Here is a 26,997-nt window from a genome sequence, read left to right as displayed (position 1 = left end):
AATGATTAGATGATAAAGGAAAGAGGTGAGCTAAATGAAAAAGGGACTTCATCCAGAGTACACAGAAGCAACTATAAAATGTGCTTGTGGAGCAACTTTTGAAACAAAAACAACTAAAGGTGACATGAAAGTAGAAATTTGTTCCAGTTGTCATCCATTTTATACAGGTAAGCAGAAGAAATCTGCTAAAGGTGGAAGAATTGAGAGATTCAAGAAAAAATATGGAATTGAAGCTTAATTGTAATAGCAGGGCTAATGCTCTGCTATTTTTTAATATTTATCTAAGTTGTTTTTACTCTTTTCATCAATTGTGATAAAATTAAAGTGAATTTTATTTTATATAGGAGGAAATAAAAATGCCTGAAAAGCAGTACGGTGGTCAAGCGGTAATTGAAGGTGTTATGATGAGAGGAGAAGGCCATATAGCAGTGGCGGTTCGTAAAGAAGATGGAGATATAGTTATAGATAAAAAAGAGTTAAATTCTTTAAGTAAAAGATTTAAGTTTTTAAAGTTGCCTATTTTTAGAGGTGTTGTTGCCTTGTTTCAGTCTTTAATTATAGGTTTACAGGCTTTAACTTTTTCTGCTAATCAGTTTAGTGAGGAAGAAGAAGATTTGGATCTATGGGAATTAATAAGTACTATTGCAATTTCTTTTGGTTTAGCGATTGGTATTTTTGTAGTATTACCTGCAGTATTAATATCTTTTATACAAAAATATCTATCTTCAGCTATTGCCATAAATTTAATTGAAGGACTTATTAAAGTTTCTTTTTTCTTGATTTATATTTTAATAATATCACGTTTAGAAGATATAAAAAGGGTTTTTGAGTACCATGGAGCAGAGCATAAAGTAATTCATAATTATGAATCTGAATTACCATTAAGCCCAGAAAATGCTAAAGGATTTTCTACACTACATCCTAGGTGTGGAACTAATTTCTTGTTAATTGTTATGTTAATGAGTGTATTATTATTTTCTTTCTTTGGAAAGCCAAGTCTGATTAATAGAATTCTTATTCATGTATCTTTATTACCTATTGTAGCAGGTTTATCTTATGAATTAATTAAACAAGCGGGTAAAGATAATGCTAATAAATTATTTAAATTAGCTGCATTACCTGGTTTGCATTTGCAGAAATTAACTACTAGAGAGCCATCTTTAGATCAGTTAGAGGTAGCTATTAAATCATTAGAAAGTGTATTGCAAGAAGAAAAATAATAAGGTTATTTATAAATAACCTTATTATTTTTTAACTACAAAATAGCTATAAGCTTTATTAAAGATTAATTTATGATATAATAATTGTGATCAATATAATGTAAGGAATCGTATCAAGGAGGTTTATTTATGAAAAGGTGGATTGATAAATTAGAGGGTGTTGTAGATCGTTATAAAGGGATAGAAAAGTCATTAAGTAATCCAGAGGTGATTGCTGATCAAGATAAATTCCAAAAATTATCTATGGAATATGCTGATTTAAAAGAGATTGTTGAGAAATATAAGCAATATAAAGAGCTACAATCCAATGTAGAAGAAGCAGAAGAAATATTAGAGATTGCTGATGATGAAGAGATGATTGAATTAGCTAATATGCAGTTAAATGAAGCAAAACCAATAATGGAAAAATTAGAAGAGAAATTACCATTAATGCTAATTCCTAAAGATCCTAACGATGAAAAGAATGTTATTGTTGAGATACGTGGTGGTGCTGGTGGAGATGAGGCTAATATCTTTGCTGGAGATTTATATAGGATGTATACTCGCTATGCTGAAAGGGCTGGATGGAAAACAGAAGTAATGAGCTCTAGTCTTTCTGATATGGGTGGGTATAAAGAGATTGTATTTATGATTGAAGGTAAAGGAGCATATAGTCGGTTGAAATATGAAAGTGGAGTTCATAGGGTACAAAGAGTACCTGCAACAGAATCTAGTGGAAGGATTCATACTTCTACATCTACTGTAGCTGTATTACCTGAAGCTGAGGATGTAGACATTGAAATCAATCAACATGAGTTAAAGATTGATACTTATCGTTCTAGTGGCCCAGGAGGACAAAGTGTTAATACTACTGATTCAGCTGTGAGAATTACTCATGAACCAACGGGATTAGTAGTATCTTGTCAGGATGAAAAATCTCAGCACAAAAATAAAGATAAAGCAATGAGAATTTTAAGGGCTAGACTAAAAGAGAAGATCGAAGCAGAACAGCAAGCTGAAGTTGCGGAAGCAAGAAAAAGCCAAGTTGGAACAGGGGATAGAAGTGAAAGAATTAGAACTTATAATTTCCCACAAGGAAGAGTAACAGATCATAGAATAAATTTGACTACTCATCAGCTAGATTCTATTTTAGATGGTGAATTAAACGAAATTATAGAAGCTTTAATTACAGCAGATCAAATAGAAAAATTAAAGTTGGTGGAATAATTTGGAGTTCTTGACTGTTAAAGAGATATTGGATAGAACTGTTAAACATTTTGAAAAATATAATATTAATAGTCCTAGGTTAGATGCTGAAGTCTTATTATCTGAGATCTTAGAGATGGAAAGAATAGACTTATATGTTAACTTTGATAGACCTTTAACTAAAAAAGAAATAGACCTTTATCGCGACTTTGTAGTTTCTAGAAGCAAAGGGATACCTGTTGCTTATATTCTTGCTAAGCAAGAGTTTATGTCTTTGAATTTTAAAGTTGATAAATCAACCTTAATACCAAGACCAGAAACAGAACATTTAGTTGAAGCTGTTTTAGATAAGATTGAAGATTTTAGTAGTGATATAGTTAATATTGCTGATATAGGTACAGGAACTGGAGCAATTATAATTAGTATAGCTAAATATGCTAAAAAGCATATTAATGGGATAGCAATAGATATATCTAGTGGTGCATTAAAAGTGGCAAAAGAAAATGCTATGAGTCATCAAGTTGAGGGTAAAATTGATTTTAGATTAGGTAGTTTGTTAGAACCTATTGATAAAGAGCTAGATATTATTGTTTCTAATCCTCCTTACATTCCAACTGAAGAGATAGAAGGTTTACAAGATGAGGTTAAAAATGAACCCTTGAACGCTTTAGATGGTGGAGAAGATGGTCTTGCTTATTATCGTCAAATAATTGATCAGGCAAATAATAAATTAAAAGCAGAAGGTATTCTAGCTTTTGAAATAGGCATTAATCAAGGTGATTATGTTATAGAGATATTAAATGGATTTGATTTTTATCAAATTGAAAGAATTAAAGATTATGCTGGAATTGAGAGGGTTATTTTAGCTAAAAAGAAGTAGGTCTAATTAGACCTACTTCTTTTTAGGGTTAAAATCTAAAAATATATCTTAACATTTTTTCATCATAATCATATTTTATTTTTCTATTTTTATCTAGTAATAGAGTTAAATCATCTTCGTTAATTGTTATCTTATGGTCTGAATTAGTAATTATTAAATGTCTATCAATCAAAGAAAGAGTTGTACTATATTCTCCAAATTCTTCTTTGTAAATTAAATATTCTTCACTAAAATCTTCAGTCCATTCTTTGACTTTTTTAAGCAGTTCTCCTTCAAATTTGAAGCGTAATTCTTGTTTATCATTCGGTTCCTGTATTGAAATATTTTGTGCTAAAGCCACATTGTTTATTATAAAGAAGTTTAAAAGAAAAAAAATCAATAAAAAATAAGTTGTTTTCATCTTAAACTCTCCTTAAATCTTATTTATTTTAATTATAACACTTATTTTAATAAAAAGAAATTCTTTTTAGATTTTTGATTTGAATAATTTTAAATTTACTAGGTAATAGTAAATATAGTTTGACCTCTCTTAACAAATCTTTAAAAATATTATATACTATAGTCAAATTGGTGAGAAATATGTTATAATTTCTGGGAGCGTTTTATTACTTCACTAGAGAGAGGGATAAAATAATGAAAGTTATTAAAGGAACTAAAGTATTTGATATTACTGAGTTAAAAGAGGCTGCCAACCTATTAAAAAGAGGAAGGCTGGTATCCTTTCCTACAGAAACAGTATATGGGTTAGGAGCTAATGCGTTACAGGAAAAATCAGTAAGGGAAATCTTTAATGCTAAGGGAAGGCCAGCAGATAACCCTTTAATTATACATATTGCTAAAAAAGAAGATATAAATAATTTAATATCTAAAGAGTTACCAGTTTTAGCTAAAAAATTGATAAATAAATTTTGGCCTGGACCATTGACTATAGTTTTACCTAAGGATAATAAAGTCCCAGGGATTACTACAGGGGGGCTTGAGACTGTAGCTATTAGAATGCCAAATCATCAAGTAGCTTTAAAGCTAATAGAGGAAGCTGGAGTTCCTATAGCAGCACCAAGTGCTAATTTATCTGGGAAACCAAGCCCTACTTTAGCAGAACATGTTATTGAGGATTTAGCAGGAACAATAGATGGTATTATTGATGGGGGTCAGACTGGAGTAGGTGTAGAGTCTACAGTAATAGATCTGTCTAAGAATATCCCGGTTTTATTAAGACCTGGAGGAGTTACTTATGAAGAATTAGTTGATGTATTAGGTGAAGTAGATATAGATCCAGCGGTTAGTAGTAAAGGTGAGAATGAAGCTAAAAGGGCAATTTCCCCAGGGATGAAGTACAAACATTATGCCCCAAAAGCAGAAGTTATTCTAATTGAAGGAAAAAGTGATAAAGTTAGAGATAAGATAGAGGAATTAATAAATACATATCAAGATCTTAAGCTTGGTCTAATGCTCACCAAAGAGTTAAGAAGTAATTATAGTAATGTTAATCTTAAGTATATGGGGAGTAGAGATAATTTAGCTGAGGTTGGTCAAAATATTTTTAAACTTTTAAGAGATTTTGATAATGAAGGTGTTGATAAGATATTAGTAGAAGGGGTAGTAACAGAAGGCTTAGGTTTGGCTATTATGAATAGGCTTAGAAAGTCAGCCGGTTATCAAATAATAGAGGTATAGTTTAGTAGTTGATTAGTATTTGTTTAATATTTAGTAAGTGTTATCAAAATAGAGATATAACTTCTTTCCTATTAGAATATATATAATAATGTTTCAGTTAGGTTATAGTTTTCTAATAGGGAGGTTTATAGTGAGTATTATAGAGGTAATTACTTTGGGCTTTGCTCTAGGTACAGATGCCTTCTCAGTATCTCTTGCAATAGGTACTAAAAATTTAAGGTTATTATTATTATTAAAATTAAGTTTTATGATAGGGGTCTTTCATATCTTAATGCCTTTAGTAGGAATTAATTTAGGGGCTTTTTTACATAATTTTTTTGGTAATTATTATTTTGAAGGCACAATTGATAGTATAACTACAGCTATTGGATCAGGAATATTGATGATTTTGGGGATGATCATGATTTATGAAAATCTAAGTAATAAAGAAGATCAAGATTATAGTTTTCAATTATATGGTTGGTCTCTAATTATATTAGCATTGAGTGTAAGTATTGATGCGCTATCAGTTGGAGTTAGTTTAGGTATGTTAGATTCTAGTATGATCTTTAATTGCTTTGTTTTTGGTGTTATAGTTACTATAATGGTAATGGTAGGTTTAATTTTAGGAGGTAAAATAGGGGGATTAGTTAGTGAAAACTCTGAGCTATTAGGAGGTATAGTTCTTATACTATTAGGTATTCATTTTCTTTTTTCCTAACAGTGACCTTAACAGATAATGAATATTGAAGGAGGTGGATAGTATGAAGAAAAAATTTCTATTAGTTTGTACAGGTAATACCTGTCGTAGTAGTATGGCTGAAGCTTTATTAAAGGATTTACTAGTTGATGCTGGGAAAGAAGGATATGAAGTTAAATCAGCTGGAATATCTGCTTTTAAAGGTGGAAGTGCAGCTAGTCAGGCTATTGAAGTGATGAAAGATTCAGATATTGATTTAACAACTCACCAGACAACTCCTTTAACAAAAAATTTGGTGAAAGAGGCTGATATTATTCTAACTATGACTCAAAGGCATAAATTATATGTTTTAGATCAATATCCGGAGTTTAGAGCTAAGGTATATACTTTAAAAGAATATTCATCTAGAGCAGAAGATATTCAAGCAGAAACAGATCAGATAGAAGAAATATATAAAATCATTGATAGAAAAAGAAACAATTTTATATCTGATCATCAAGAAGAGATCGAAGAGTTAGAAAAGAAAAGAAATAAGTTGCTCATTAATTTAGAAACTATAGAAAAGAGAATAGAAGAACTGGAAATAGACTTGTCTCAAACATTAATGCCAGAGAAAAGAAAGTTAGCTAGTTTAAAAGGGGATATAGATAATGTTGATATATCTGATCCTTTTGGACAACCTATTTCTGTTTATAGATCTTGTGCTAAAGAGATTAAATCTGAATTGAAGAAGATTGTAGAAAATTTGGACTAATAAAAAAGGATAATACTATAGATTAGAGAATAATTATTTAGGGAGTAAAAATCGGTTTAATACAAGTATACAAATTATAATTTTATATGGAGGTATTTTAATGAAAGTTGCATTAGGCAGTGATCATGGAGGATATAACTTAAAAACTAAGATTAAAGAATTACTAGAGCAAAAGGGTATCAAATATCATGATTTTGGACCTGATAGTACAGACTCTGTAGATTACCCTGATTTTGCTAAAGAAGTAGCTAATGGAGTTGCTAGTGGCGATTATGATCGAGGTATCTTAATCTGTGGAACAGGAATTGGTATGTCGATTGCAGCAAATAAGGTTAAAGGAGTTAGAGCATCATTATGCCATGATGTCTTTTCTGCTAAAGCTACTCGTTTACACAATAATTCTAATGTGTTAGCTATGGGAGAACGAGTTATTGGTACAGAGTTGGCCTTAGAGATAGCAAGAACTTGGTTAGATACTGAATTTGAGGGTGGAAGACATCAACGAAGGATTGATAAAATTAGCCAATTAGAGGAGTAGAGGAGTGGTTAAATGAATAATCTGAAAAAAGTTGACCCTGAAATAATGGAAGTGGTTAAGAAAGAAGAGAAAAGGCAAAAAGGAAATTTAGAGTTAATTGCTTCAGAAAATTTTGTTAGTGAGGCTGTTTTAGAGGCAATGGGTACAGTGTTAACTAATAAGTATGCTGAAGGATATCCTGATAAGAGGTATTATGGTGGGTGTGAGTGTGTAGATCTTGCTGAAAAATTGGCTATTAAGAGAGCAAAGGAGTTATTTGGTGCAGAGCACGCTAATGTACAGCCTCATTCAGGATCTCAGGCTAATGCTGCTGTTTATTTTGCATTATTAGAACCTGGAGATACTGTTTTAGGGATGGATTTAACTCATGGTGGTCATTTAACCCATGGTAGCCCTGTTAATATGTCAGGTAATTACTATAACTTTATTCCTTATGGAGTAAGTAAAGATGATGAAAGAATTGATTATGATGCATTAAAAGATTTGGCTTTAGAGCATAATCCTAAGATGATTGTAACTGGTGCAAGTGCTTATTCTAGGGAGATAGATTTTAAGAAATTTAGAGATATTGCTGATGAGGTAGGAGCTTATCTAGTGGTTGATATGGCTCATATTGCAGGATTAGTAGCAACAGGTTTACACCAAAATCCAGTAGAACATGCACATGTAGTAACAACAACTACTCATAAAACTTTACGTGGACCTCGTGGAGGTATGATTTTATGTGAAGAGAAGTTTGCTAAGAAGATCGATAAAGCGATCTTCCCAGGTATTCAAGGTGGACCTTTAATGCATATTATTGCAGCTAAAGCTGTCTGTTTCAAAGAGGCTTTAAGTGATGAGTTTAAAGAGTATCAGAAACAAGTTATTAAAAATGCTAAGGCTTTAGCAGAAACTCTAAATAAAGAGTTTAGATTGGTATCTGGTGGAACTGATAATCACTTAATGTTGGTGGACTTGACAGATCATGATATTACTGGTAAATTAGCAGAGAACACATTAGATGAAGTGGCTATTACGGTTAACAAGAATACTATTCCTTTTGAAACAAGAAGTCCTTTTGTGACAAGTGGAATTCGTATAGGAACTCCATCTTTAACAACTAGAGGTATGAAAGAAGAAGAGATGAAAAGAGTAGGAAAAATGATCACTAAACTTTTATTAAATATTGAGAATGAAGAGGTTAAAGCCCAAGTAAGGAGAGAAGTTGAGGAGTTGGTTGAAGAATTTCCATTATTACATCAAAAATAGGAGGCAAATTTAATGAGTAAAGTACATATTATTGATCATCCATTAATTCAACACAAATTGACACACTTGAGAAAAGAAGAGACTGGTCCAAAAGAGTTTAGAGAGTTAGCAAATGAAATATCTACTTTAATGGCTTATGAAGTTACAAGAGATCTACCTTTGCAGGAAGTTAAAATTAAAACACCAGTGATGGAAACAAACTCCAAGGTTATCTCTGGTAAGAAGTTAGCTATAGTACCTATTTTGAGAGCTGGCTTAGGGATGGTAGATGGTGTAGTAAATTTAATACCAGCAGCTAAAGTAGGACATATCGGATTATATCGTGACCCTGAAACATTAGAACCAGTCGAATATTATTGTAAAATGCCAACGGATATAGGATCAAGAGAATTAATTGTAGTAGATCCTATGTTAGCAACAGGTGGAACAGCAGTTGCCGCTTTACAGTTTGTAAAAGATAGAGGTGCAGAAAATATTAAATTTATGTGTTTAGTAGCGGCTCCAGAGGGAGTTGAAAAGCTACAAGCAGCACATCCGGATGTGGATATTTATACTGCTGCTTTAGATGATAGGTTAAATGATCATGCTTATATTGAGCCAGGTTTAGGAGATGCAGGAGATAGATTATTTGGTACTAAGTAATAAAATTATAATAATAGAAAATAGCAATATATTAGTATTGGTAGAAAAAATGATTTAATAAATAGATTTAAAGATAGTTCTCACAGCTCATTCTAACTCTCTCCTATTTTTAGGAGAGAGGATAACTTTTTATCCCCCTTCTCTTAAGGTTAGGAGAAGGGGTTAGGGGATGAGGTGTGAGATTTTAATTTTTATAATAGTACAAAATATTATTATTTAATTTATAAAAAAGAAAGAGGTAATTTTATGCGTCCAAGTTGGAATAATTACTTTATGGAGATGACAGAGGTTGTTGCCAAGCGTTCAACTTGTTTAAGAAGAAAAGTTGGCGCTTTGATTGTTAAGGATAAAAGGGTCCTTGCGACAGGTTATAATGGTGCTCCTAGTGGTTTGAAACATTGTAAAGAGACAGGTTGTTTGCGAGAGCAGAATAATGTTCCATCTGGAGAGCGGCATGAGCTTTGTCGAGGATTACATGCAGAACAGAATGCTATCATTCAAGCTGCTTTACATGGTAGCTCAATTAATGGTGCTACTTTATATTGTACACATCAACCGTGTATCCTCTGCACTAAAATGATAATTAATGCAGGGATTAATAGAGTTGTATTTAAAGGAGCTTATCCAGATGAATTAGCCTCAAAAATGATGTTAGAAGCTGGAATTAAGATAGAAGAGATTAAATAATATTCCAAAAATTAATAATTGAAAGATATGATCTAATTTCATAGAATATAGTTAGACTTAATAATTTTAGTTAACAAATCTTATTATGAAATTAGAAAGGGGTGGGTAAAATGTTTATTTATCCATTACTATTAGCATTATTAAGTAGTTATTTTGTAATGCCACAAGTAAAAAAGCTGGCATTTAAATTAGGAGCAGTAGATTATCCTAATAAACGTAGAATTAACATTAAGCCTATTCCTAGTTTAGGAGGATTAGGTATTTATTTTGGAGTATTAATTGCCTTATTAGTGACGGGCTTTAGTGATAAATTTATAGGGATAATTGCTGCTGGAACCTTAGTTGTTATTTTAGGTCTTTTAGATGACTTATATGAGTTGTCAGCAAAAGTTAAATTACTTGGACAGGTTTTAGTAGCTTTAGTATTGATTTCTTTTGGTATTAAGATTAGATTTATTAGTAATCCTTTTGGTGGTATTTATTATTTAGGTATTTTAAGTATACCAACAACTTTAGTTTGGATTATTAGTACTATTAATGTAATTAACTTAATAGATGGTTTGGATGGTTTAGCTGGAGGAGTTTCAGTTATAGCTACTATAACTTTAGCTATTTTTGCGTATCAACAAGGTCAGGTTTTAACAGTTATATTAGCTTTAACAGTTATTGGGGCTGTTTTGGGATTTTTAAAGTATAATTTTAATCCTGCCGATATTTTTATGGGGGATACAGGAAGTATGTTCTTAGGCTTTATGTTAGGTAGTATTTCGATTATAGGAACTTTAAAGAGTGTAACATTTATTACTTTATTGATTCCAGTGCTAGCTTTAGGAGTCCCTATAATAGATACTTTATTAGCTATATTAAGGCGTAAATTAGCTGGCAGACCAATTTTTAAGGCTGATAAAGGTCATCTGCATCATAAATTATTGGAATTAGGATTGAATCAAATTCAGGTAGTTATGATTATTTATTTAATTAGTATTTCTTTAGGGATGATTGCAATTGGTGTTAGTGAAGCAGAGTTATCTCAACAATTATTTTTAATATTTAGTTCGCTAGGATTTATTTTAATAGGAATTATTAAGCTAGGGATAGTAAATCTTAACACTAATTATAATAAAAGAGTTTAATGTAAATTTTTCTAAAAGTGGCTAACTATAAAGAGTTAAATATTAAATTAAATATGAGTTTTAGTTGATTAATCCAGGTATTTTAGTACCTGGATTTTTATCTTCTAATTGTAAAAGTATTGTTATTATACTTATATTCGTATTGACAAATTTAACAGAAATGTTTATAATATTATTAAAACTGACTGGTCAGTTTTAATAATGGGAATTTTAAAAGTGAGAGGTGTCTAAGTAATAAGTTAATAACTATAAATTTATATAACAAAGCCTTTGTATTTTATAGTAATTTTAAACTTGATTAAAGTAAATAAACTTTACAATAATATAATTTTATAGTATAATGAAAAGAAATTGCAAAGTGCCTAATCCTAAAGGAGCGGAGGAACCAATTTTGGGGTGAATCTGATATTATTTACAAATAACAGTAGGGTATCCTCTACCCGAATCCGACAGCTAACTTCGTAGGCATGTGAAAAGAGGGACATACTTTTCCACAGGTGTTCTATATCTATATATGTTCCTGTGGTTTTTATGTATAATTAGGTACATATTGTGTAAACTAGAAGAGAATAAATTTTAATTATACTAAAAAGTATTTTTCTTATTAAGATTTTCATTTAATACATAATATAGGAGATTAATAATGAAAGATAATATTGGCGTTTTAAAGGCTTTAAGCTTATTATCACAAATAGGTATAAGCATTATAGTGCCTATAATTTTTGGTGTTTGGTTTGGTAATAAATTGGATCAATGGTTGGGTACTAACATTATTTTTCTTGCTATTTTTACTATTTTAGGAGTACTAACTGGTTTTAGAAGTGCTTATAGGTTAGTATTAGCTGGGCAAGAAGATAGGAAGGGATAGTAAGTGGAAGAATTAAAAGAAACTAAAAATTATATAGTTAAATGGACTGCTTTATTGAATTTAATAATAATTTTAATACTATTGTGTTTTGATTTTAAAAGTGCTTTTGGTTGGTTTGTAGGAGGGCTAATGAGTATTATTAATTTTATTTTATTATCTCATTCATTACAAAAAGCTGTTAAATTTCCTCCTATTAAGGCTCAAGCTTATGTTTTTATTCAATATATATTCAGATATTTATTGTGGTTTACTGTTTTTTACATAGCTCTAAAAAGACCAGATGTAAACTTGCTAACTACTATAGTTGGTATGTTGTCTGTTAAGATAGTTATTTTATTAAGCAATTTATTTAAATCTTATCCACAGAAAGAAGAGGTTGTAAGAAAGGAGGGGAATTAATAGATGAATTTCTTTACTGAACTATTTGATAAGATGTTCCTTGAAGAAGTTAACTCGGAAGCTTTTGCTCCTAAAGTATTTGAAATTGCTGGTTTGCAAATTAAATCTACAGTTACAACTACTTGGGTAATTATATTTGTTTTAGGTGTTTTCTCCTGGCTGGCAACTCGTAATTTAGAGAAAAAACCTAGACCATTTAGTCTACAGAATATAGCTGAATTTATAGTAGAATCGATTTATAATTTAGTAGATAATGCTATGGGTAAAGGACGAAAGGGTTATGCTCCTTATATTGGAACACTAATGATTTACTTAACATTTGCTAACTTAGTAGGGGTTATTCCAGGAAGAGATTTATTTAACCTGTATACTCCAACAGCAGATCTAAATACTACTTTTGCTTTAGCTCTAATTACATTTATTGCTGTCCATGTTTCTGGAATTAAGTATAATGGAATAGGGTCTTACATAAAAGGATATTTTGAGCCAATGCCATTTTTAGTTCCACTTAACATAATTGGGGCAATAGCGGATCCTGTATCTCTTTCTTTCCGTTTGTTTGGAAATATGCTAGGTGGAGTAGTAATTATGGGATTGCTATTTAGTGTTGTAGGAGTTGTTGTTCCAGGGATAGCAAGTCTTTATTTTGATGTCTTTGCAGGTCTCTTACAAGCCTTTATCTTTACAATGTTAACTATGACTTATATTTCAACAGAGATTGAATAATCTCCCATGATTTAAGGAAGGAGGGGATTGAATGGAAGAAACATCAAATGTAGTACTTCTTTTCTTTAAGTGGTTAGAACAGTTTAGCCCTACAGCTATAATTCAGGCTGCTACGGTAATAGCTGTTGGTTTTGCTATGATTGCAGGTATAGGCCCTGGTGTTGGTCAGGGGTATGCGGCAGGAAAGGGTGCTGAAGCAGTAGGAGGTAATAAAGATAATAGCAATAATGTTACTATAGTAATGTTATTAGGTGCAGCAGTGGCTGAGACTTCAGGTATTTTTTCTTTGGTTGTAGCTTTGATCTTACTTTATGCTAACCCTTTAATTGGATTAACTGGATCAGCTATAGTTATTTCAGCATCGATTTTGGGAGCTGGATTGGCAATGATAGCAGGAGTAGGACCAGGGATAGGTCAAGGATATGCAGCAGGAAAGGGTGCTGAACGTGTTGGTCAAAGACCTAAATATCAAAGTATTATTGTAAGGACAATGTTATTAGGGCAGGCAGTTGGTCAAACAACAGGGATTTATGCTTTAGTTATAGCATTAATATTGTTATTTGCTAATCCATTTGTTGGATAGAGAAAAATATAATTAAAATAAAATTATTGAGGAGGAATTGAATTATGACTGATCAAGCATTAGTTCAAGCAGCATCAGCTATTGGTGCTGGTTTAGCAATGATAGCAGGTATTGGAGCAGGTATTGGACAGGGATTTGCAGCAGGAAAGGGTGCTGAAGCAGTAGGAAAGCAGCCTGAAGCTCAAGGTTTAATTACTAGAACAATGTTATTAGGTGCGGCAGTTGCAGAGACAACTGGTATTTATGGCCTAGTAATTGCATTGATTCTATTATTTGCAAATCCATTCCTTGGATAATTAATTGTTATTGAAGATGGATAATTCTTATTCATCTTCCTTTCCTTATTTTAGATATTTATTTTAGATATAGTGGTCATGAAAGGAGGTAACAACAATTGATTTCTTTAGATTTAACAACTTTTGTTCTTCAATTAATTAACTTTATAATATTATACATGGTATTAAAACACTTTTTATTTGAACCAATAACTAATTTAATGAATAGTCGTTCTGAAGAAATATCCGAACAAATAAATAGAGCTCAAGAGCGTGAAGAGGAAGCTGAGGACTTAAAAGAGGAATATAAAAATATCTTAAACGATGCTAAATCTGAAGCGCAAGATATAATTGAAAAAAGTCGCCGTAGAGCTCAAAGAGATGCTGAAGATATTGTTAATAATGCCAAAAATGAAGGTAATAAGAAGATTGAAAGAGCTGAAAAAGAGATTGCTCGTGCTAAAGAGCAAGCTATTGATAGTTTAAAAGATGAAGTAGCAGATATCTCTATTCAAATGACTAGACAATTATTAGAACAATCTATTAATAAAGATGTACAAGAAAAGACAATTGAAAGTTACATTGAACAGATAGATAAAGATAAGCTGGGTGAATTAGGATGTTAGAAAACCAAATAGCTGAAAAATATGCTCAGGCTTTATTTGAATTAGGGATTGAAGATGGTAAATTACTAGATATGCAAGATGAGTTTAGTGAATTTCTTAATATTATTGAGCAAAATAACGAGTTAAGAAAAGTAATTGATCATCCTAAACTTGGTAATGTTCAAAAGAAAGATATCTTAACTGAAGTTTTTGAAGAAGAGTTATCTACTAATTTGTTGAATTTTATCAAATTATTAATAGACAAAGGTAGAGTTAATTACTTAAAATCTATTTATCATCAATTTACTAAGTTAGTAGATAAAAAAGAGAATAGATTGGAAGTAGAAGTATTTACACCAATTGAATTGTCAGATGATAATAAATCAAGATTAAAAGAAAAGTTAGTAAGCATAACGAAAAAAGAGGTTACTTTAAAACCTAAGATTCAACCAGATTTATTGGGTGGGTTATTATTAAAAATTGGAGATAAAGTAATCGATGGAAGTTTATTAAATCATCTTAAAAATCTTGAGAATAAACTAAAAGGTTTAGAAGTAAGTAAGTTAGGGGTGAAAATAAATGAATCTTAGACCAGAAGAGATCAGTTCTATAATTAAAGATCAAATAAAAAATTATAATATAGAATTAGAAGTAAAAGGTGTAGGAACTGTTCTTAGTGTTGGAGACGGAATTGCCAGAATCCATGGTTTAAAAGATGCTATGGCTGGTGAATTGTTAAAATTCGAAAGTGATGTTTATGGAATGGCATTAAACTTGGAAGAAGATAGTATCGGTTGTGTTATTTTAGGTGATGAATCTAAGATAGAAGAAGGCGATGCTGTACATAGAACTAATAAAATAGTTGAAGTGCCTGTTGGTCAAGAGTTAAAAGGTCGTGTAGTTAATGCTTTAGGTGAAGCAATTGATGGAAAAGGGCCAATTAATACAGATAAAAGTAGACCTGTTGAGTCTGAAGCACCAGGTATTGTTGATCGTCAACCAGTAGAAGAACCATTACAAACTGGTATTAAAGCGATTGATTCTATGGTTCCAATTGGTAAGGGACAACGTGAGTTAATTATCGGTGACCGACAGACTGGTAAGACAGCTATTGGAATTGATACAATTATCAACCAGAAAGGTAAAGATGTAGCGTGCATCTATGTAGCAATTGGTCAGAAATCTTCTACAGTTGCTCAGATTGTAAATAAACTAGAAGAGTCAGGTGCTATGGAATATACAACTGTAGTATCGGCTTCAGCTAGTGACCCTGCACCATTACAATATTTAGCTCCATATGCTGGGTGTACTATTGGAGAAGGGTTTATGTATGAAGGAGAAGATGTTTTAGTTATATATGATGATTTATCAAAGCATGCTGTTGCTTATCGTGAAATGTCATTACTTTTAAGAAGACCACCTGGACGTGAAGCTTACCCTGGTGATGTTTTCTACTTGCATTCTAGATTGTTAGAACGTGCTGCTAAATTAAATGATGAATTAGGTGCAGGTTCTTTAACTGCATTACCTCTTATTGAAACACAGGCAGGAGATATTTCAGCATATATACCTACAAATGTAATTTCTATTACTGATGGACAGATCTTCTTAGAGAGTGAACTGTTCTATTCAGGTGTACGTCCAGCAGTAAATGTAGGACTATCTGTATCTCGTGTTGGTGGTAATGCCCAGATTAAAGCAATGAAATCTGTTGCAGGTACATTAAAGTTAGATATGTCACAGTACCGTGAGTTAGAAGCTTTTGCACAGTTTGGATCTGATTTAGATGAGTCTACTCAGAACAAATTAGCTCGTGGTGAAAGAATAGTAGAAGTATTAAAACAGGATGAAACAAGTCCATTAGAAGTAGAAGAGCAAGTTATTATTATTTATACAGTAACTAATGGTTATTTAGATGATATTCCTGTTGAAGATATTAGAAGATTTGAGAGAGAATTTATTAAATTTATGAAAGATACACATCCTGAAGTAGGAGAAGCTATTGTTAAAAGTGGTAAGTTAGAAGAAGATACAGAAGAGAAGTTAAAAGCTGCAATTAAAGAATTTAAAGATACTTTTGCTACTAGCAAAGATAAAGAAACTGCTTAAATGAGATTTCTTTGCTAGGAAAGTGAGGTGATTTAATAATGGCAAGTATGCGGGATATTAAGCGGCAGATTAGTAGCGTGGAAAGTACTATGAAAATAACTAGAGCTATGAAGATGGTTGCTGCAGCTAAATTAAGAAAGTCGCAAGAAAGAGCAGAAAATGCTAAGCCCTTTTTTGATAAAACTAAAGAGACATTAGACAGCGTTACAGCTAATGTTAATGAAGATTTACATCCTTTGCTTAATAAGCGTAATGTTAAAAAAGTTGCTTATGTACTTATTACTGGAGATCGAGGACTATGTGGTGCTTATAATAGTCGCGCGATTAAAGAGGTTGAAAAAGAGGTAAAGGTATTAGATAAAGATTATGCATTAATTACTATCGGTAAAAAAGGAAGAGATTATTTCAAAAATAAGTCGGAAATTATCTCTGAATATATAGGGGTAGATGATAAACCTGGTTTTGCTACAGCGACTAATATAGCTACTGAATTAATAGAGCTATATACAGAAGGTATTCTTGATGAGATCCATTTGGTTTACACAGAATTTAATTCTGTGGTTAGTCAAAATGTACATACTTTACAGTTGCTACCTGTAGAGCCACCAAAATCAGAGGAATTGGATGATATAGAGGATAGTTATTTGTATGATCCATCAGCAGAGGAAGTTTTATCTGCTGTATTACCACAGTATCTAAAGAATATTATCTTTGGTGCTTTGTTACAATCAAAAGCTAGTGAATTTGCTTCTCGAATGACAGCAATGGACTCAGCAACTGATAATGCTGAAGAGATGATTGAACAGCTGAAATTATCTTATAATCGTGCTCGTCAAGCTGCGATTACTCAAGAATTATCAGAAATTGTTGGAGGGGCAGAAGCTTTAGAATAGTAAGTCAAAGGAGGTATAAGGATGAGTGGAGAAAATAATTCATCTCAAAATATTGGTCGAGTTGTTGAAGTTATTGGTCCAGTAGTTGAGATTGAATTTGATAATGAAAATTTGCCAGAAATTAATGGTGCAATCAAGATTATAGATAAAGAGCATGATAAAGAGGTAGTTGTGGAGGTTATGCATCAAGTTGGTGATAACCGGGTAAAAGGTGTATCTATGAGTTCTACTGATGGATTAAAAAGAGGTATGAAGGCTATTGATTTAGATGGTCCTATCTCTGTACCAGTAGGAGAAGAATGTTTGGGTCGTATCTTCAATGTATTAGGAAACCCAGTAGATAAAGCTGGAGAGGTAAAGACTGATAAATACCTTCCTATTCATCGTGAAGCTCCAAGTTATGAAGAACAAGATACATCTACTGAAATATTTGAAACTGGTATCAAAGTTATTGATTTATTAGCACCTTATGCAAGAGGTGGTAAAGTAGGTCTATTTGGTGGTGCTGGTGTAGGTAAAACTGTATTGATTCAGGAGTTAATTAATAATATTGCCAAAGAGCACGGTGGTTTTTCTGTATTTACAGGAGTAGGAGAACGTACTCGTGAGGGTAATGATTTATGGTTAGAATTTACAGAAGCGGGAATATTGGATAAAGTAGCTTTAGTGTATGGTCAGATGAATGAACCACCTGGAGCAAGAATGAGAGTTGGTCTAACTGGTTTAACTATGGCTGAATATTTCCGTGATGAAGCCGGTAAAGATGTATTATTGTTTATTGATAATATCTTCCGTTTTGTGCAAGCGGGTTCTGAGGTATCAGCTTTATTAGGGCGAATGCCATCAGCGGTAGGTTATCAGCCAACATTAGCAACTGATGTAGGGGAATTACAGGAGAGAATTACTTCTACTAAGAAAGGATCAATTACATCAGTACAAGCAGTATATGTACCAGCTGATGACTTGACTGACCCTGCTCCTGCTACTACTTTTGCTCATTTAGATGCAACTACAGTACTATCAAGACAGATTGCAGAGAAGGGTATTTATCCAGCAGTTGATCCATTGGATTCTACATCTACAATCTTATCACCAAGTATAGTTGGTGAGGATCACTATAATGTTGCACGTCAAGTCCAAGAGACTTTGCAAAAGTATAAAGATTTACAAGATATTATTGCTATCTTAGGTATGGATGAATTATCTGAAGAAGATAAGCTAGTTGTATCTCGTGCACGTAAAATTGAGCGTTTCTTGTCTCAGCCATTCTATGTAGCGGAACAATTTACTGGTATGCCAGGTAAATATGTATCAGTTAGTGAGACGGTACGTGGATTTAAAGAAATTTTAGAAGGTAAGCATGATGATTTACCAGAAGAAGCTTTCCTTTATGTAGGAACAATAGATGAAGCTATAGAGAAGGCTGAAGAAACAAAAGGGCGTGAGTAATCATGTCTAAAATGAAACTTAATATAATTACACCAGAAAAGGTGGTTTATGACGGAGAAGCTAATATGGTAACTGTTAGAACCATAGATGGTGATAGAGGATTTATGGCAGAGCATCAGCCTTTAGTTACAGGTTTGGATATTGGTCAGATTCAAATCAAAACTGAATCAGAGGATAAAGAGTTAGCAGCTAGTCAGGGATATATTGAAGTAAGACCTGAAGAAATTAATATTTTAGTTGATACTGCTGAATATTCTGATGAAATTGATGTTGATAGGGCTAAAAATGCTAAAAAGAGGGCTGAAAAGCGTCTATCTAAAGATGATAGCTCAATTAATCCTAAGAGAGCTGAGATTGCTCTAAGAAAGGCTATTAATCGATTAAAGGTTACTAAAGGAAGAAATTTTGAGTAAGAGATGAAAATCTCTTGCTCTTTTTTTATTTAAGTGGTAAATTTATAGTGGAGAGGTTATTAAATGTTGAATATTTTAAATATAATTTTAGGACTTAAGGAATAACTAATAGATATAGAGAAAATTAGATGGGGTGAAAAGCTATGTCTAAAGATAATGATTTACAAGAAGAGATAATAATGGGGCAACAAAGTAAAAGTAAGCTTGAACAGACAGTAAGTGCAGGCATAAATGGTGGTTTTGAGTTTAAAAAAGGTGAGAAGAATAGATTTCTAGGTGAATTTAGGGAAAGAGTATTGCAAGCTTTAACCTTTGAACAAGTTGAAGAAGCAGGTACATACCCTGAAGTTTTAGAAGCAATTAAAGATACAGAAGCAATGAAATTAATAATTAATCGACAAGTTGATATGGATAGAGCTAAAGACTATATTAATTTAGCTCGAGATTATGATTTATCCTTTAAAAAAGTAGATTCACCAGATTTTAAAGGGGATGTTGCTTTGGTAGTAGTAAGTGATCATGCAGTAAATAAGAAAGATGTTTTTATTAAAGATAGAAATAGCAAGTTACAAGAAAAAGGAATACCAGAAGAGATAATTAATGCAAAAGGAAAGAAGATATGTGATAAATGTTATGATCTTATTAGCAAAAAGGTTCCTGAAGAGAAGGATAATTATTATAAATTTACTTGGTTTGACAAACTTATAGGAAAAGAATGTCCAGGAGACCACTAGTTTTCTTGTGCTGATTTAGTGAATATTAAGAAGGAACTTGATTACTAATCAAGAAAGTAGTTAGTGGATATATGAACAATTGAAGTAGGGGGAAATTATATGGAGTGTTTGGTAATAGAGGGAGGAAATAAGTTAGAAGGAGAGTTGAATATTAGTGGTGCTAAAAATGCTGCTTTACCAATTGTAATGGCTAGTTTAATTGGTGAAGGGGTTAGTGTATTAGATAATATTCCTAATTTAAGAGATATAAATAACTTAATTAAGATATTAAAGTCTTTAGGTGCTGAAGTCGAATATCAGAATAATAAATTAAAGGTAAACTCAGATAGTGTCAATAAATTTGAAATTTCATATCCTTTAGCTAATAAAATGCGTGCTTCTTATTATGCTTTAGGTGCTTTATTGGCTCGTTATGGACAAGCTAAAACGGCTTTGCCAGGAGGTTGTGAAATAGGAAGTAGACCAATTGATTTACATTTAAAAGGTTTTGAAGCACTAGGGGCAAGTGTAAGCATAGATCATGGTATGGTTAACTTGAAAGCAGACAAATTAACTGGGGCTAAAATCTATCTAGATTATCCTAGTGTAGGAGCAACATTAAATATTATGATGGCAGCAGTTAAAGCAGAGGGTAAGACAATAATTGAAAATGCTGCTAGAGAGCCGGAAATAATTGATTTATCAAACTACCTTAATGTAATGGGGGCTAAAATAAAAGGTGCAGGTACTGATATTATCAGGATTGAAGGTGTTGATAATCTAAAAGCTAATGATTATACTATCATTCCAGATAGAATTGAAGCAGGTACTTATATGATGATGGCTGCTATTACTGCTAGTGATTTATCTATTAATAACGTATTGGTAGAGCATGTTAAACCTTTAATAGCTAAATTAATAGAAATGGGAGCTACTATAGAAGAAGATGTTAATAGTATTAGAGTAATAGGAAATAATCAATTGAATGCTGTTGATATTAAAACTCTACCATATCCAGGTTTTCCAACAGATATGCAGGCACAGTTTATGGCTTTATTAACACAAGCCAAAGGGGTTAGTATGGTTGTAGAAACTGTATTTGAAGATCGATTTGCTCATGTAGATGAATTGAAGCGAATGGGAGCAAAGATTAAAATTGATGGTAGGACTGCAATGGTTAATAATTCTAAATTAACAGGGGCAAAAGTTAAAGCAACTGATTTGAGAGCAGGAGCAGCTTTAATTTTAGCTGCTTTAGTAGCAGAAGGTAGAACTGTAATAGAAGATATCTATCATATTGAAAGAGGATATGAAGATGTAATAGCAAAGATACAAAAAATCGGTGGGAATATTACTAAGATCAACTGTTAAAATATAATTATACTAAGTTCTTAGTTAAAAAGAGTCGCATTAATGCGACTCTTTTTTATTTATAATTGTCAATTTACTTTATAATTAAACATAAGTATTTAATAACTATACGTTAAGGAGGAGGGATATGAAAAAAGTAATAATTTCAATTCTAATCTTTAATTTTTTGTGTATAGCTATATTACCTGTACTTATAGTAGTATTTTTTAATATGTTTAATTTTATAGATTACAAAATAAGTATATATAATCATCAAAATAAAAAAACTATGCAATTAGATTTAGAAGAGTATATTAAAGGAGTTGTTGCAGCTGAAATGCCTGCTAACTTTGAAATAGATGCATTAAAAGCACAAGCAATAGCTGCTAGAACTTATACTTTAAAAAATTCAAGCAATGGTATAATTACTACAGATAGTAATAAGAATCAAGCTTGGTTAGCTAAGGAAAAATTAAAAGAAAAATGGGGGAAAGATTATTTGTTCTATTGGTCTAAGGTATCAGCAGCAGTAGAGGAGACAGAGGGTATAGGGTTATTTTATAAAGGTAAATTAATTAATTCAGTATATCATTCTGCTAGTGGTGCATATACAGAGGCTGCAGTAGCAGTCTGGGGTAATTCTGTTCCCTACTTACAAAGTGTAGCTAGTAATTATGAAGAAACTTCTCCGTATTATAAGCAGCAACAAAAATATTTATTATTAGATTTGTGTAGAAGGTTATCGATTAACGCTAAAGCTCCCTTAACTATTAAGATTTTAAAACGGAGTGCTAGTGGTAGGGTATTAAAATTATTGATAGGAGATAAAATATTTACTGGTAAAGAAGTAAGAAATAAATTAAAGTTATCTTCTACTAAGTTTAGAGTTTTAAAAGAAGGAGATGATTATATATTTATTACATCAGGATATGGTCATGGAGTTGGTATGAGCCAATATGGTGCTAATGGTATGGCCAAGAATGGTTATAATTTTATTCAAATTTTAAAGCATTATTACCCTGGAGTTGAATTGAAATCTATCTGGTAATTTATAAATTATATGTATAAAAGAATCATTTCCGGATAATATAATTTCGGAGGTGATTTTAATGGCCAAAAAATCAGACAAGTGGCCCTTTTCTATTCTTTTAGATAGAAAGAAATTAAAACTAAAGGATAGTATTAAAAGCTGGAAATGGATGGGTTATTATATTCTTGTAGTTGTAGTTTTTATGATAGTAGGAGGTAGTATAGCTTTTTATCAATATAAAAATAATATCAACTTAGAGGAGCCGCATTTTCAGAGAACAAATATTAATAACACCCAAGAATCAGTGAAATTAATAGAAGATATAAAAGAAGCAAATGATAATTATAAATTAAATACAACAAAGATCTCTTTACCACAGCAAAAAGAAGATGTTGAAGATACACCTGCTGTAAAAGTCAGTGCTAAGCCTGCTCAGTCCAAAAGTTTTAGCAATTTATATAGACCCGTTGATGGGAATATTATTTTATCTTGGCATTCACCGTATAAAGATAAGGTCTTAGATGCTTGGAAATTTAACTCAGGTATAGATATTAGTGCAGAGATTGGTACAAAAGTTAAAGCAGCAGCAGAAGGAATAGTAAAAGAGATTATTAAAGATGATTATCAAGGTGTAACGATTATAATTGAGCATAGTACAAATCTTCAGACATTATATTCTAATCTTGAGACTAATCATGTAGTAGAAGGAGAGAAGGTTCATAAAGGTCAAGTAGTAGGTGAAATTGGAGATAGTGGACTTAATGACAAAAGTAAACTTCACTTTGAAGTTATTAAGGTGGATGGAGAAAAGCAAAAACGTGTATCACCATTAGATTATATTAATTAATCTATAATTTTTTGGAATACTTGTTACCTCTAAATTCATATATATATATTGATAATATTGGAAATTGTTAGAGGGGGACAAGTTAATGAAAGATTATATTCATCGAAGAGTTTTAGATGTAGCCGATTACATATCTGAAACTAAAGCAACAGTTAGACAAGCGGCTAAGGTATTTGGAGTAAGTAAGAGTACTATTCATAAGGATATAACAGAAAGGCTTGAGAAGATAAACCCTCAATTAGCTGATGAAATAAAAGATATTTTAGAGTATAATAAAGCAGAAAGGCACTTTAGGGGTGGAGAAGCAACTAGAAAGAAATATTTAAAGGCCAAACAATCTAATTGCTAGGAAGAGGTTGGAATTAATTCCAACCTCTTTTTTATGTGTGCCTCGTAGATTTAGTAAACAGTAGGTGAAAATCCTATCCATGCTGTTTTCGCCAGTACGGTGTGTGAAATCAACAGTAGCAGGGTGTCTACCGTGAGGTAGAATCTGAAGAGTTTGAGATGAGCAATCAGTCCGGAACAATATGTGAACCAGAGGTGGCATTTAGCTTTGGCGACCCGCCATAAAAACGGGGAAGTCCAATGTTAGCTTGGGGCTCTGTACAAAGGAGAGACAGGTAGCGCTGGTAAATACGTGTAACTGGAAGTGCCCATGTTAGAAAACTAGGTGTGATTAGGGTCGGAATGATTGTAGGGTTTACGTAATTGACCGAGGGAATCTCTAATATAATTCTTTATAGAAATCTATAGAGATAAGTGATGGTATAACTCCAACAGGAAAGCCAGAGTGATGATATATTAGAGTTCAGAAGATATCATAGTAGTGAGAAAAAAAATCAACGAAAGTTGATTATAGCGAAGGATATCTAGGTTATTGAAGTTTAAGATTTGATTACTAATGATATCTTAATTTTGAGTGGTTTAAACACTAGTACTATAGTGGGTTCTAGTAGAATTACAAACAGGAAATCATAACTGTAAAGTATGGATAACCTAGAGAACACCATAACCTAAGTAATGGTAAACTGAGAGGTGCGATTGGTGAGAGCTTAGAGACGTGCTCAGGAGTGCTATGAATATAGGGATTAAGATATTAAGGTGAGACAGGAAGAACTAGTAAGTAGTGAAGTTAGGATAGGTGTTAAAATTTCGAACTCTATATAGTTTGAAGGATAAAATCACAAAGAAATTTCACTTATATATTGCAGGACAAAAAGTACTGGATAATGGTGGCTGTGGTGGAGTTGATAATGTAAGCATAGAAGAGTTTAAAAATAATTACAAGATGAATATGCGAGAACTTCATAGACAGCTGATAGAGAATACTTACGAGCCATTACCAGTGTTACGGACGTACATTTCCAAAGGAAATGGAGAAAAGAGACCACTAGGTATTCCAGTAATCAAAGATAGAATTGCTCAACAAGCAGTGAGGCAAGTACTAGAAATATACTTTGAGCGAGAATTTTGTGAATGTTCCTTTGGTTTCAGACCTAATAGGTCTGCTCACGATGCGATAGAAAAGATAGAGAAATATAAAGAACAAGGTTACTACTGGGTGGTAGACGCAGACATTAAATCTTATTTTGATACTATAGACCATGAGTTATTAATGGATTTTATAGCGGAATATATAAGTGATGGTTGGGTATTAGATATTATCAGGTCATGGCTGACAATTGGAGTTATGACTGAAGAAGGTAGAGAAGAAACTAGAGAAGGGACACCTCAAGGAGGTGTCATCTCTCCTCTATTAGCTAATATCTATTTACATTACTTTGATAAGAAAATGACTCGTCGAGGTTACAAAATAGTCCGCTTTGCTGACGACTTTGTAATCTTAACTAAAAATAAGCGCAAAGCAAAGAGAGCGTTAAAAGTTACCCGTAAAATTATAGAGGATGAATTGAAGTTGAAACTTCATCCTCGTAAGACGGTAGTAACTAACTTTTATGATGGATTTGAATTTCTAGGATTCAAATTTCACCATTCTGAATACAAGAGACCTAAAGATAAAGCAATAACAAAATTCAAAAACAAAGTAAGAAAGATTACTAGAAGAACTAGACCTTTTCCTGTAGAAGTAATAATTGCAAAATTAAATCCAGTTTTGAGAGGTTGGGGTAACTATTTCAAGATAGGAAATGTGAAGACTTTGTTTACGAGGTTGGATAAATGGATTAGAATGAGAATGCGTTCGTTTATCGAAAAGAAAAAGGCGATAATGTATCAAAATTATCGCTTTTCAAATAGTTATCTAAGAGATAAAGGACTTCAATCATTACTTACTGATGTGCTCTAATTAAGGGTAAAATATACATCTATGGTAACATAGAGTCGAAGACTTACTCTCTGATAAGGAGCACCAATAACCGAAAGCTGTATACGGGAAAACCGTACGTACAGTTTGACAAGGGGTCCCAGCCGTGAGGCTGGTCCTACTTTATTTTTGTTAAATTTATATAAAGGATTTTTAGTATTAATGTATAATTCAATAAATAAGCTTATTCTTTATGAAAGGAGGTATTAATATGATAAGAGGTTTGTATACATCTGCTGCTGGGATGGAGAATGCTTTATTAAAAAATAATACTATTTCCAATAATTTAGCTAATATTAATACAACAGGTTATAAAAAGCAATTAACTATAGAAAAGTCATTTGCCAACAAACTACTTAATAAGATCAATCACAATGTAAAGACTATTGGTAAAATTGGTAGTGGGGTAGGAATAGATAGAATGTCTAATGATTTTAGTGCAGGGGCTTTTAAAGAAACAAATAATACTTTAGATTTAGCAATTAAAGGTGAAGGTTTCTTTACTATTCAAACTCCTCAAGGTGTTAGATATACCCGAAACGGAAACTTTACAATTAATAATCAAAGGCAAGTTGTGACTCAAGATGGTTACTTAGTTAGAGGAGAAAGTGGTATAATACAAATACCAGATAAAGGTGAGATTCATATAGATGGTAATCAATTAATTGTTAATGATAGAGTTATAGATAAAATTCAAATTTCAAGCTTTTCTAATAAATCAGGATTAATTAGAGAAGGTAGTGCATTATTTAAAAGAGGACCAGAGTCTGGAAATATTTTTAATGCAACTGGTCAAATAGTACAAGGATTTTTGGAAAATTCAAATGTTAATCCTATTCAAGAGATGGCAAAAATGATTGATAATACTCGTATATATGAAGCAGATCAGAAAGTTTTGAAAGCAAATAATGAGACTTTAGGTAAAGCAGTTAATGAAGTTGGTAAAGTTTAATTAAAGAGGAGTGAGATAAATGATTAGATCGCTATGGAGTGCTGCAACTGGTATGAGAGCTCAACAACTTAATATGGATGTTATCTCTAATAATCTATCTAATGTTAATACTACTGGTTTTAAAAAGAGCCGTGTAAGTTTCCAAGATTTAATGTATCAAACTTTAAAGAGTGCAGGAGCACCTAATAATCAAGGATCACAGATTCCTACAGGAATAGAAGTTGGGCTTGGAGTGCGCCCTGCTGCTACCCAAAAATTATTTGGCGGATCAAGTTTAAAAAGCACAGAGAATCCTTTAGATATGGCAATTGAAGGTAATGGATTCTTCCAAGTGTTATTACCTGATGGGACAAGTGGTTATACTAGAGATGGGTCTTTTAAATTAGATAGTAGTGGTCAATTGGTAACTTCAGATGGATACTTATTACAACCACCTATTACTATCCCAGCTAATGCATCCGATATAACTATTAATCAAGAAGGATCAGTATATTATAAAGAACCAGGAAATGATGATTTTCAAGAGGCTGGGCAGATTGAGTTAACTTCTTTTGCAAATCCTGCTGGACTTGAGAGTATAGGACAAAATATATTTAAGAGTACAGCTGCTTCTGGACAACCTATGTATGGCTTGCCAGCTCAAGAAGGATATGGATCTATTGCTCAAAGTTATTTAGAAACTTCAAATGTTAAAGTAGTAGAAGAGATGGTAGATATGATTTCAGCACAACGAGCTTATGAAATCAATTCTAAAGCAATTAAAGCTTCTGATGAGATGTTACAACAAGCAAATTCACTAAGAAGATAGGGGTT

32 protein-coding genes and 1 riboswitch are annotated in these 26,997 nt (G+C 32.1%); of the genes, 31 read left to right on the top strand and 1 reads right to left on the bottom strand.

Translation table 11 applies throughout. The features are described from left to right. Nucleotides 1–34 precede the first annotated feature (34 nt). The 4 genes from rpmE to prmC all read left to right on the top strand — a co-directional run bounded on the left by rpmE (nucleotide 35) and on the right by prmC (nucleotide 3,285). Nucleotides 35–238 carry a 50S ribosomal protein L31 gene (gene rpmE, locus OREMA_RS0105150; RefSeq protein ID WP_018248215.1) on the top strand — a complete coding sequence of 68 codons (204 nt, stop codon included), beginning with the start codon at nucleotides 35–37 and terminating at the stop codon, nucleotides 236–238. 118 nt (nucleotides 239–356) lie between these two features. Continuing rightward, nucleotides 357–1,220 (top strand): DUF1385 domain-containing protein, encoded by an 864-nt coding sequence (locus tag OREMA_RS0105145; RefSeq protein WP_018248214.1) that lies wholly within the window; start codon nucleotides 357–359, stop codon nucleotides 1,218–1,220. A gap of 129 nt (nucleotides 1,221–1,349) precedes the next feature. Further along, nucleotides 1,350–2,426, top strand: coding sequence for a peptide chain release factor 1 (gene prfA / locus OREMA_RS0105140; RefSeq protein WP_018248213.1), 1,077 nt, complete (start codon nucleotides 1,350–1,352; stop codon nucleotides 2,424–2,426). Between the two features lies 1 nt (nucleotide 2,427). Continuing rightward, nucleotides 2,428–3,285 (top strand): peptide chain release factor N(5)-glutamine methyltransferase, encoded by an 858-nt coding sequence (gene prmC, locus OREMA_RS0105135; protein ID WP_018248212.1) that lies wholly within the window; start codon nucleotides 2,428–2,430, stop codon nucleotides 3,283–3,285. 28 nt (nucleotides 3,286–3,313) lie between these two features. On the opposite strand, the gene OREMA_RS0105130 is transcribed toward prmC, so the two are convergent. Continuing rightward, nucleotides 3,314–3,685, bottom strand: coding sequence for a hypothetical protein (locus OREMA_RS0105130; RefSeq protein ID WP_018248211.1), 372 nt, complete (start codon nucleotides 3,683–3,685; stop codon nucleotides 3,314–3,316). A 233-nt stretch (nucleotides 3,686–3,918) separates the two neighbouring features. Here OREMA_RS0105130 and OREMA_RS0105125 point away from each other — a divergent pair, with 233 nt between their 5' ends. The 27 genes from OREMA_RS0105125 (at nucleotide 3,919) to flgG (ending at nucleotide 26,992) form a co-directional block, all read left to right on the top strand. Further along, entirely contained in the window at nucleotides 3,919–4,962 is a 1,044-nt protein-coding gene (locus OREMA_RS0105125) for an L-threonylcarbamoyladenylate synthase (protein WP_018248210.1), read from the top strand. A gap of 130 nt (nucleotides 4,963–5,092) precedes the next feature. Next, nucleotides 5,093–5,662 carry a manganese efflux pump MntP gene (locus tag OREMA_RS0105120; RefSeq protein WP_018248209.1) on the top strand — a complete coding sequence of 190 codons (570 nt, stop codon included), beginning with the start codon at nucleotides 5,093–5,095 and terminating at the stop codon, nucleotides 5,660–5,662. A gap of 43 nt (nucleotides 5,663–5,705) precedes the next feature. Then, nucleotides 5,706–6,395 (top strand): arsenate reductase/protein-tyrosine-phosphatase family protein, encoded by a 690-nt coding sequence (locus tag OREMA_RS0105115; RefSeq protein ID WP_018248208.1) that lies wholly within the window; start codon nucleotides 5,706–5,708, stop codon nucleotides 6,393–6,395. Nucleotides 6,396–6,495: 100 nt separating this feature from the next. After that, nucleotides 6,496–6,933: a ribose 5-phosphate isomerase B gene (gene rpiB, locus OREMA_RS0105110; RefSeq protein WP_018248207.1), complete on the top strand. Its 438-nt coding sequence runs from the start codon at nucleotides 6,496–6,498 to the stop codon at nucleotides 6,931–6,933. Nucleotides 6,934–6,945: 12 nt separating this feature from the next. Beyond that, nucleotides 6,946–8,184: a serine hydroxymethyltransferase gene (glyA, locus tag OREMA_RS0105105; RefSeq protein WP_018248206.1), complete on the top strand. Its 1,239-nt coding sequence runs from the start codon at nucleotides 6,946–6,948 to the stop codon at nucleotides 8,182–8,184. 12 nt (nucleotides 8,185–8,196) lie between these two features. Next, nucleotides 8,197–8,826, top strand: a complete 630-nt coding sequence (gene upp / locus OREMA_RS0105100; protein WP_018248205.1) for a uracil phosphoribosyltransferase — start codon at nucleotides 8,197–8,199, stop codon at nucleotides 8,824–8,826. 246 nt (nucleotides 8,827–9,072) lie between these two features. Further along, a complete protein-coding gene (locus OREMA_RS0105095) occupies nucleotides 9,073–9,513 on the top strand; it encodes a deoxycytidylate deaminase (RefSeq protein WP_018248204.1) in 441 nt (146 codons plus the stop codon). 110 nt (nucleotides 9,514–9,623) lie between these two features. Beyond that, nucleotides 9,624–10,646 (top strand): glycosyltransferase family 4 protein, encoded by a 1,023-nt coding sequence (locus OREMA_RS0105090; protein ID WP_018248203.1) that lies wholly within the window; start codon nucleotides 9,624–9,626, stop codon nucleotides 10,644–10,646. 349 nt (nucleotides 10,647–10,995) lie between these two features. After that, a riboswitch (cyclic di-AMP (ydaO/yuaA leader) is annotated at nucleotides 10,996–11,130 on the top strand. A gap of 159 nt (nucleotides 11,131–11,289) precedes the next feature. Continuing rightward, nucleotides 11,290–11,514, top strand: coding sequence for an AtpZ/AtpI family protein (locus OREMA_RS0105085; RefSeq protein ID WP_018248202.1), 225 nt, complete (start codon nucleotides 11,290–11,292; stop codon nucleotides 11,512–11,514). Nucleotides 11,515–11,517: 3 nt separating this feature from the next. Beyond that, on the top strand, nucleotides 11,518–11,913 hold the full coding sequence (locus tag OREMA_RS0105080) for an ATP synthase subunit I (protein WP_018248201.1): 396 nt from the start codon (nucleotides 11,518–11,520) through the stop codon (nucleotides 11,911–11,913). Between the two features lie 3 nt (nucleotides 11,914–11,916). After that, a complete protein-coding gene (gene atpB, locus OREMA_RS0105075; RefSeq protein WP_018248200.1) occupies nucleotides 11,917–12,639 on the top strand; it encodes a F0F1 ATP synthase subunit A in 723 nt (240 codons plus the stop codon). A gap of 31 nt (nucleotides 12,640–12,670) precedes the next feature. After that, nucleotides 12,671–13,222, top strand: coding sequence for an ATP synthase F0 subunit C (gene atpE, locus OREMA_RS0105070; protein ID WP_018248199.1), 552 nt, complete (start codon nucleotides 12,671–12,673; stop codon nucleotides 13,220–13,222). A gap of 44 nt (nucleotides 13,223–13,266) precedes the next feature. Continuing rightward, complete coding sequence (gene atpE / locus OREMA_RS0105065; RefSeq protein WP_018248198.1) at nucleotides 13,267–13,518, top strand: ATP synthase F0 subunit C; 252 nt, start codon at nucleotides 13,267–13,269, stop codon at nucleotides 13,516–13,518. A 98-nt stretch (nucleotides 13,519–13,616) separates the two neighbouring features. After that, on the top strand, nucleotides 13,617–14,123 hold the full coding sequence (gene atpF / locus OREMA_RS0105060; RefSeq protein WP_018248197.1) for a F0F1 ATP synthase subunit B: 507 nt from the start codon (nucleotides 13,617–13,619) through the stop codon (nucleotides 14,121–14,123). Next, nucleotides 14,117–14,692 carry an ATP synthase F1 subunit delta gene (gene atpH / locus OREMA_RS0105055; RefSeq protein WP_018248196.1) on the top strand — a complete coding sequence of 192 codons (576 nt, stop codon included), beginning with the start codon at nucleotides 14,117–14,119 and terminating at the stop codon, nucleotides 14,690–14,692. Before atpF ends, atpH begins: the two co-directional genes overlap by 7 nt. Continuing rightward, on the top strand, nucleotides 14,682–16,211 hold the full coding sequence (atpA, locus tag OREMA_RS0105050; protein WP_018248195.1) for a F0F1 ATP synthase subunit alpha: 1,530 nt from the start codon (nucleotides 14,682–14,684) through the stop codon (nucleotides 16,209–16,211). The genes atpH and atpA overlap by 11 nt, the downstream gene beginning before the upstream one ends. 38 nt (nucleotides 16,212–16,249) lie before the next feature. Further along, nucleotides 16,250–17,104, top strand: a complete 855-nt coding sequence (gene atpG, locus OREMA_RS0105045) for an ATP synthase F1 subunit gamma (RefSeq protein WP_018248194.1) — start codon at nucleotides 16,250–16,252, stop codon at nucleotides 17,102–17,104. Between the two features lie 21 nt (nucleotides 17,105–17,125). Continuing rightward, nucleotides 17,126–18,553 carry a F0F1 ATP synthase subunit beta gene (gene atpD, locus OREMA_RS0105040; RefSeq protein ID WP_018248193.1) on the top strand — a complete coding sequence of 476 codons (1,428 nt, stop codon included), beginning with the start codon at nucleotides 17,126–17,128 and terminating at the stop codon, nucleotides 18,551–18,553. A gap of 2 nt (nucleotides 18,554–18,555) precedes the next feature. Further along, complete coding sequence (locus OREMA_RS0105035) at nucleotides 18,556–18,966, top strand: F0F1 ATP synthase subunit epsilon (RefSeq protein ID WP_018248192.1); 411 nt, start codon at nucleotides 18,556–18,558, stop codon at nucleotides 18,964–18,966. Between the two features lie 143 nt (nucleotides 18,967–19,109). Continuing rightward, entirely contained in the window at nucleotides 19,110–19,700 is a 591-nt protein-coding gene (locus tag OREMA_RS0105030; protein ID WP_018248191.1) for a YueI family protein, read from the top strand. Nucleotides 19,701–19,799: 99 nt separating this feature from the next. Continuing rightward, nucleotides 19,800–21,050: a UDP-N-acetylglucosamine 1-carboxyvinyltransferase gene (locus OREMA_RS0105025; protein WP_018248190.1), complete on the top strand. Its 1,251-nt coding sequence runs from the start codon at nucleotides 19,800–19,802 to the stop codon at nucleotides 21,048–21,050. Nucleotides 21,051–21,177: 127 nt separating this feature from the next. Continuing rightward, nucleotides 21,178–22,077: a stage II sporulation protein D gene (gene spoIID, locus OREMA_RS0105020; RefSeq protein ID WP_018248189.1), complete on the top strand. Its 900-nt coding sequence runs from the start codon at nucleotides 21,178–21,180 to the stop codon at nucleotides 22,075–22,077. A gap of 61 nt (nucleotides 22,078–22,138) precedes the next feature. After that, entirely contained in the window at nucleotides 22,139–22,906 is a 768-nt protein-coding gene (locus tag OREMA_RS18225; RefSeq protein ID WP_018248188.1) for a M23 family metallopeptidase, read from the top strand. 85 nt (nucleotides 22,907–22,991) lie between these two features. Beyond that, nucleotides 22,992–23,255, top strand: a complete 264-nt coding sequence (gene spoIIID / locus OREMA_RS0105010) for a sporulation transcriptional regulator SpoIIID (RefSeq protein ID WP_018248187.1) — start codon at nucleotides 22,992–22,994, stop codon at nucleotides 23,253–23,255. A 795-nt stretch (nucleotides 23,256–24,050) separates the two neighbouring features. Continuing rightward, the gene (ltrA, locus tag OREMA_RS0105005; protein WP_018247545.1) at nucleotides 24,051–25,214 is read left to right on the top strand and encodes a group II intron reverse transcriptase/maturase; all 1,164 of its coding nucleotides are present in this window, start codon (nucleotides 24,051–24,053) and stop codon (nucleotides 25,212–25,214) included. A 229-nt stretch (nucleotides 25,215–25,443) separates the two neighbouring features. Then, nucleotides 25,444–26,184, top strand: a complete 741-nt coding sequence (locus OREMA_RS0105000) for a flagellar hook-basal body protein (protein WP_018248186.1) — start codon at nucleotides 25,444–25,446, stop codon at nucleotides 26,182–26,184. Between the two features lie 19 nt (nucleotides 26,185–26,203). Further along, on the top strand, nucleotides 26,204–26,992 hold the full coding sequence (flgG, locus tag OREMA_RS0104995) for a flagellar basal-body rod protein FlgG (protein WP_018248185.1): 789 nt from the start codon (nucleotides 26,204–26,206) through the stop codon (nucleotides 26,990–26,992). The last annotated feature ends 5 nt before the right edge of the window (nucleotides 26,993–26,997 follow it).

The sequence above is a fragment of the Orenia marismortui DSM 5156 genome, assembly GCF_000379025.1.
Taxonomy (GTDB): Bacteria; Bacillota; Halanaerobiia; order Halobacteroidales; family Halobacteroidaceae; genus Orenia; species Orenia marismortui.
The sequence above is the reverse complement of the archived record's forward strand: the minus strand, read 5'-3'. Positions and strand labels throughout refer to the sequence as shown.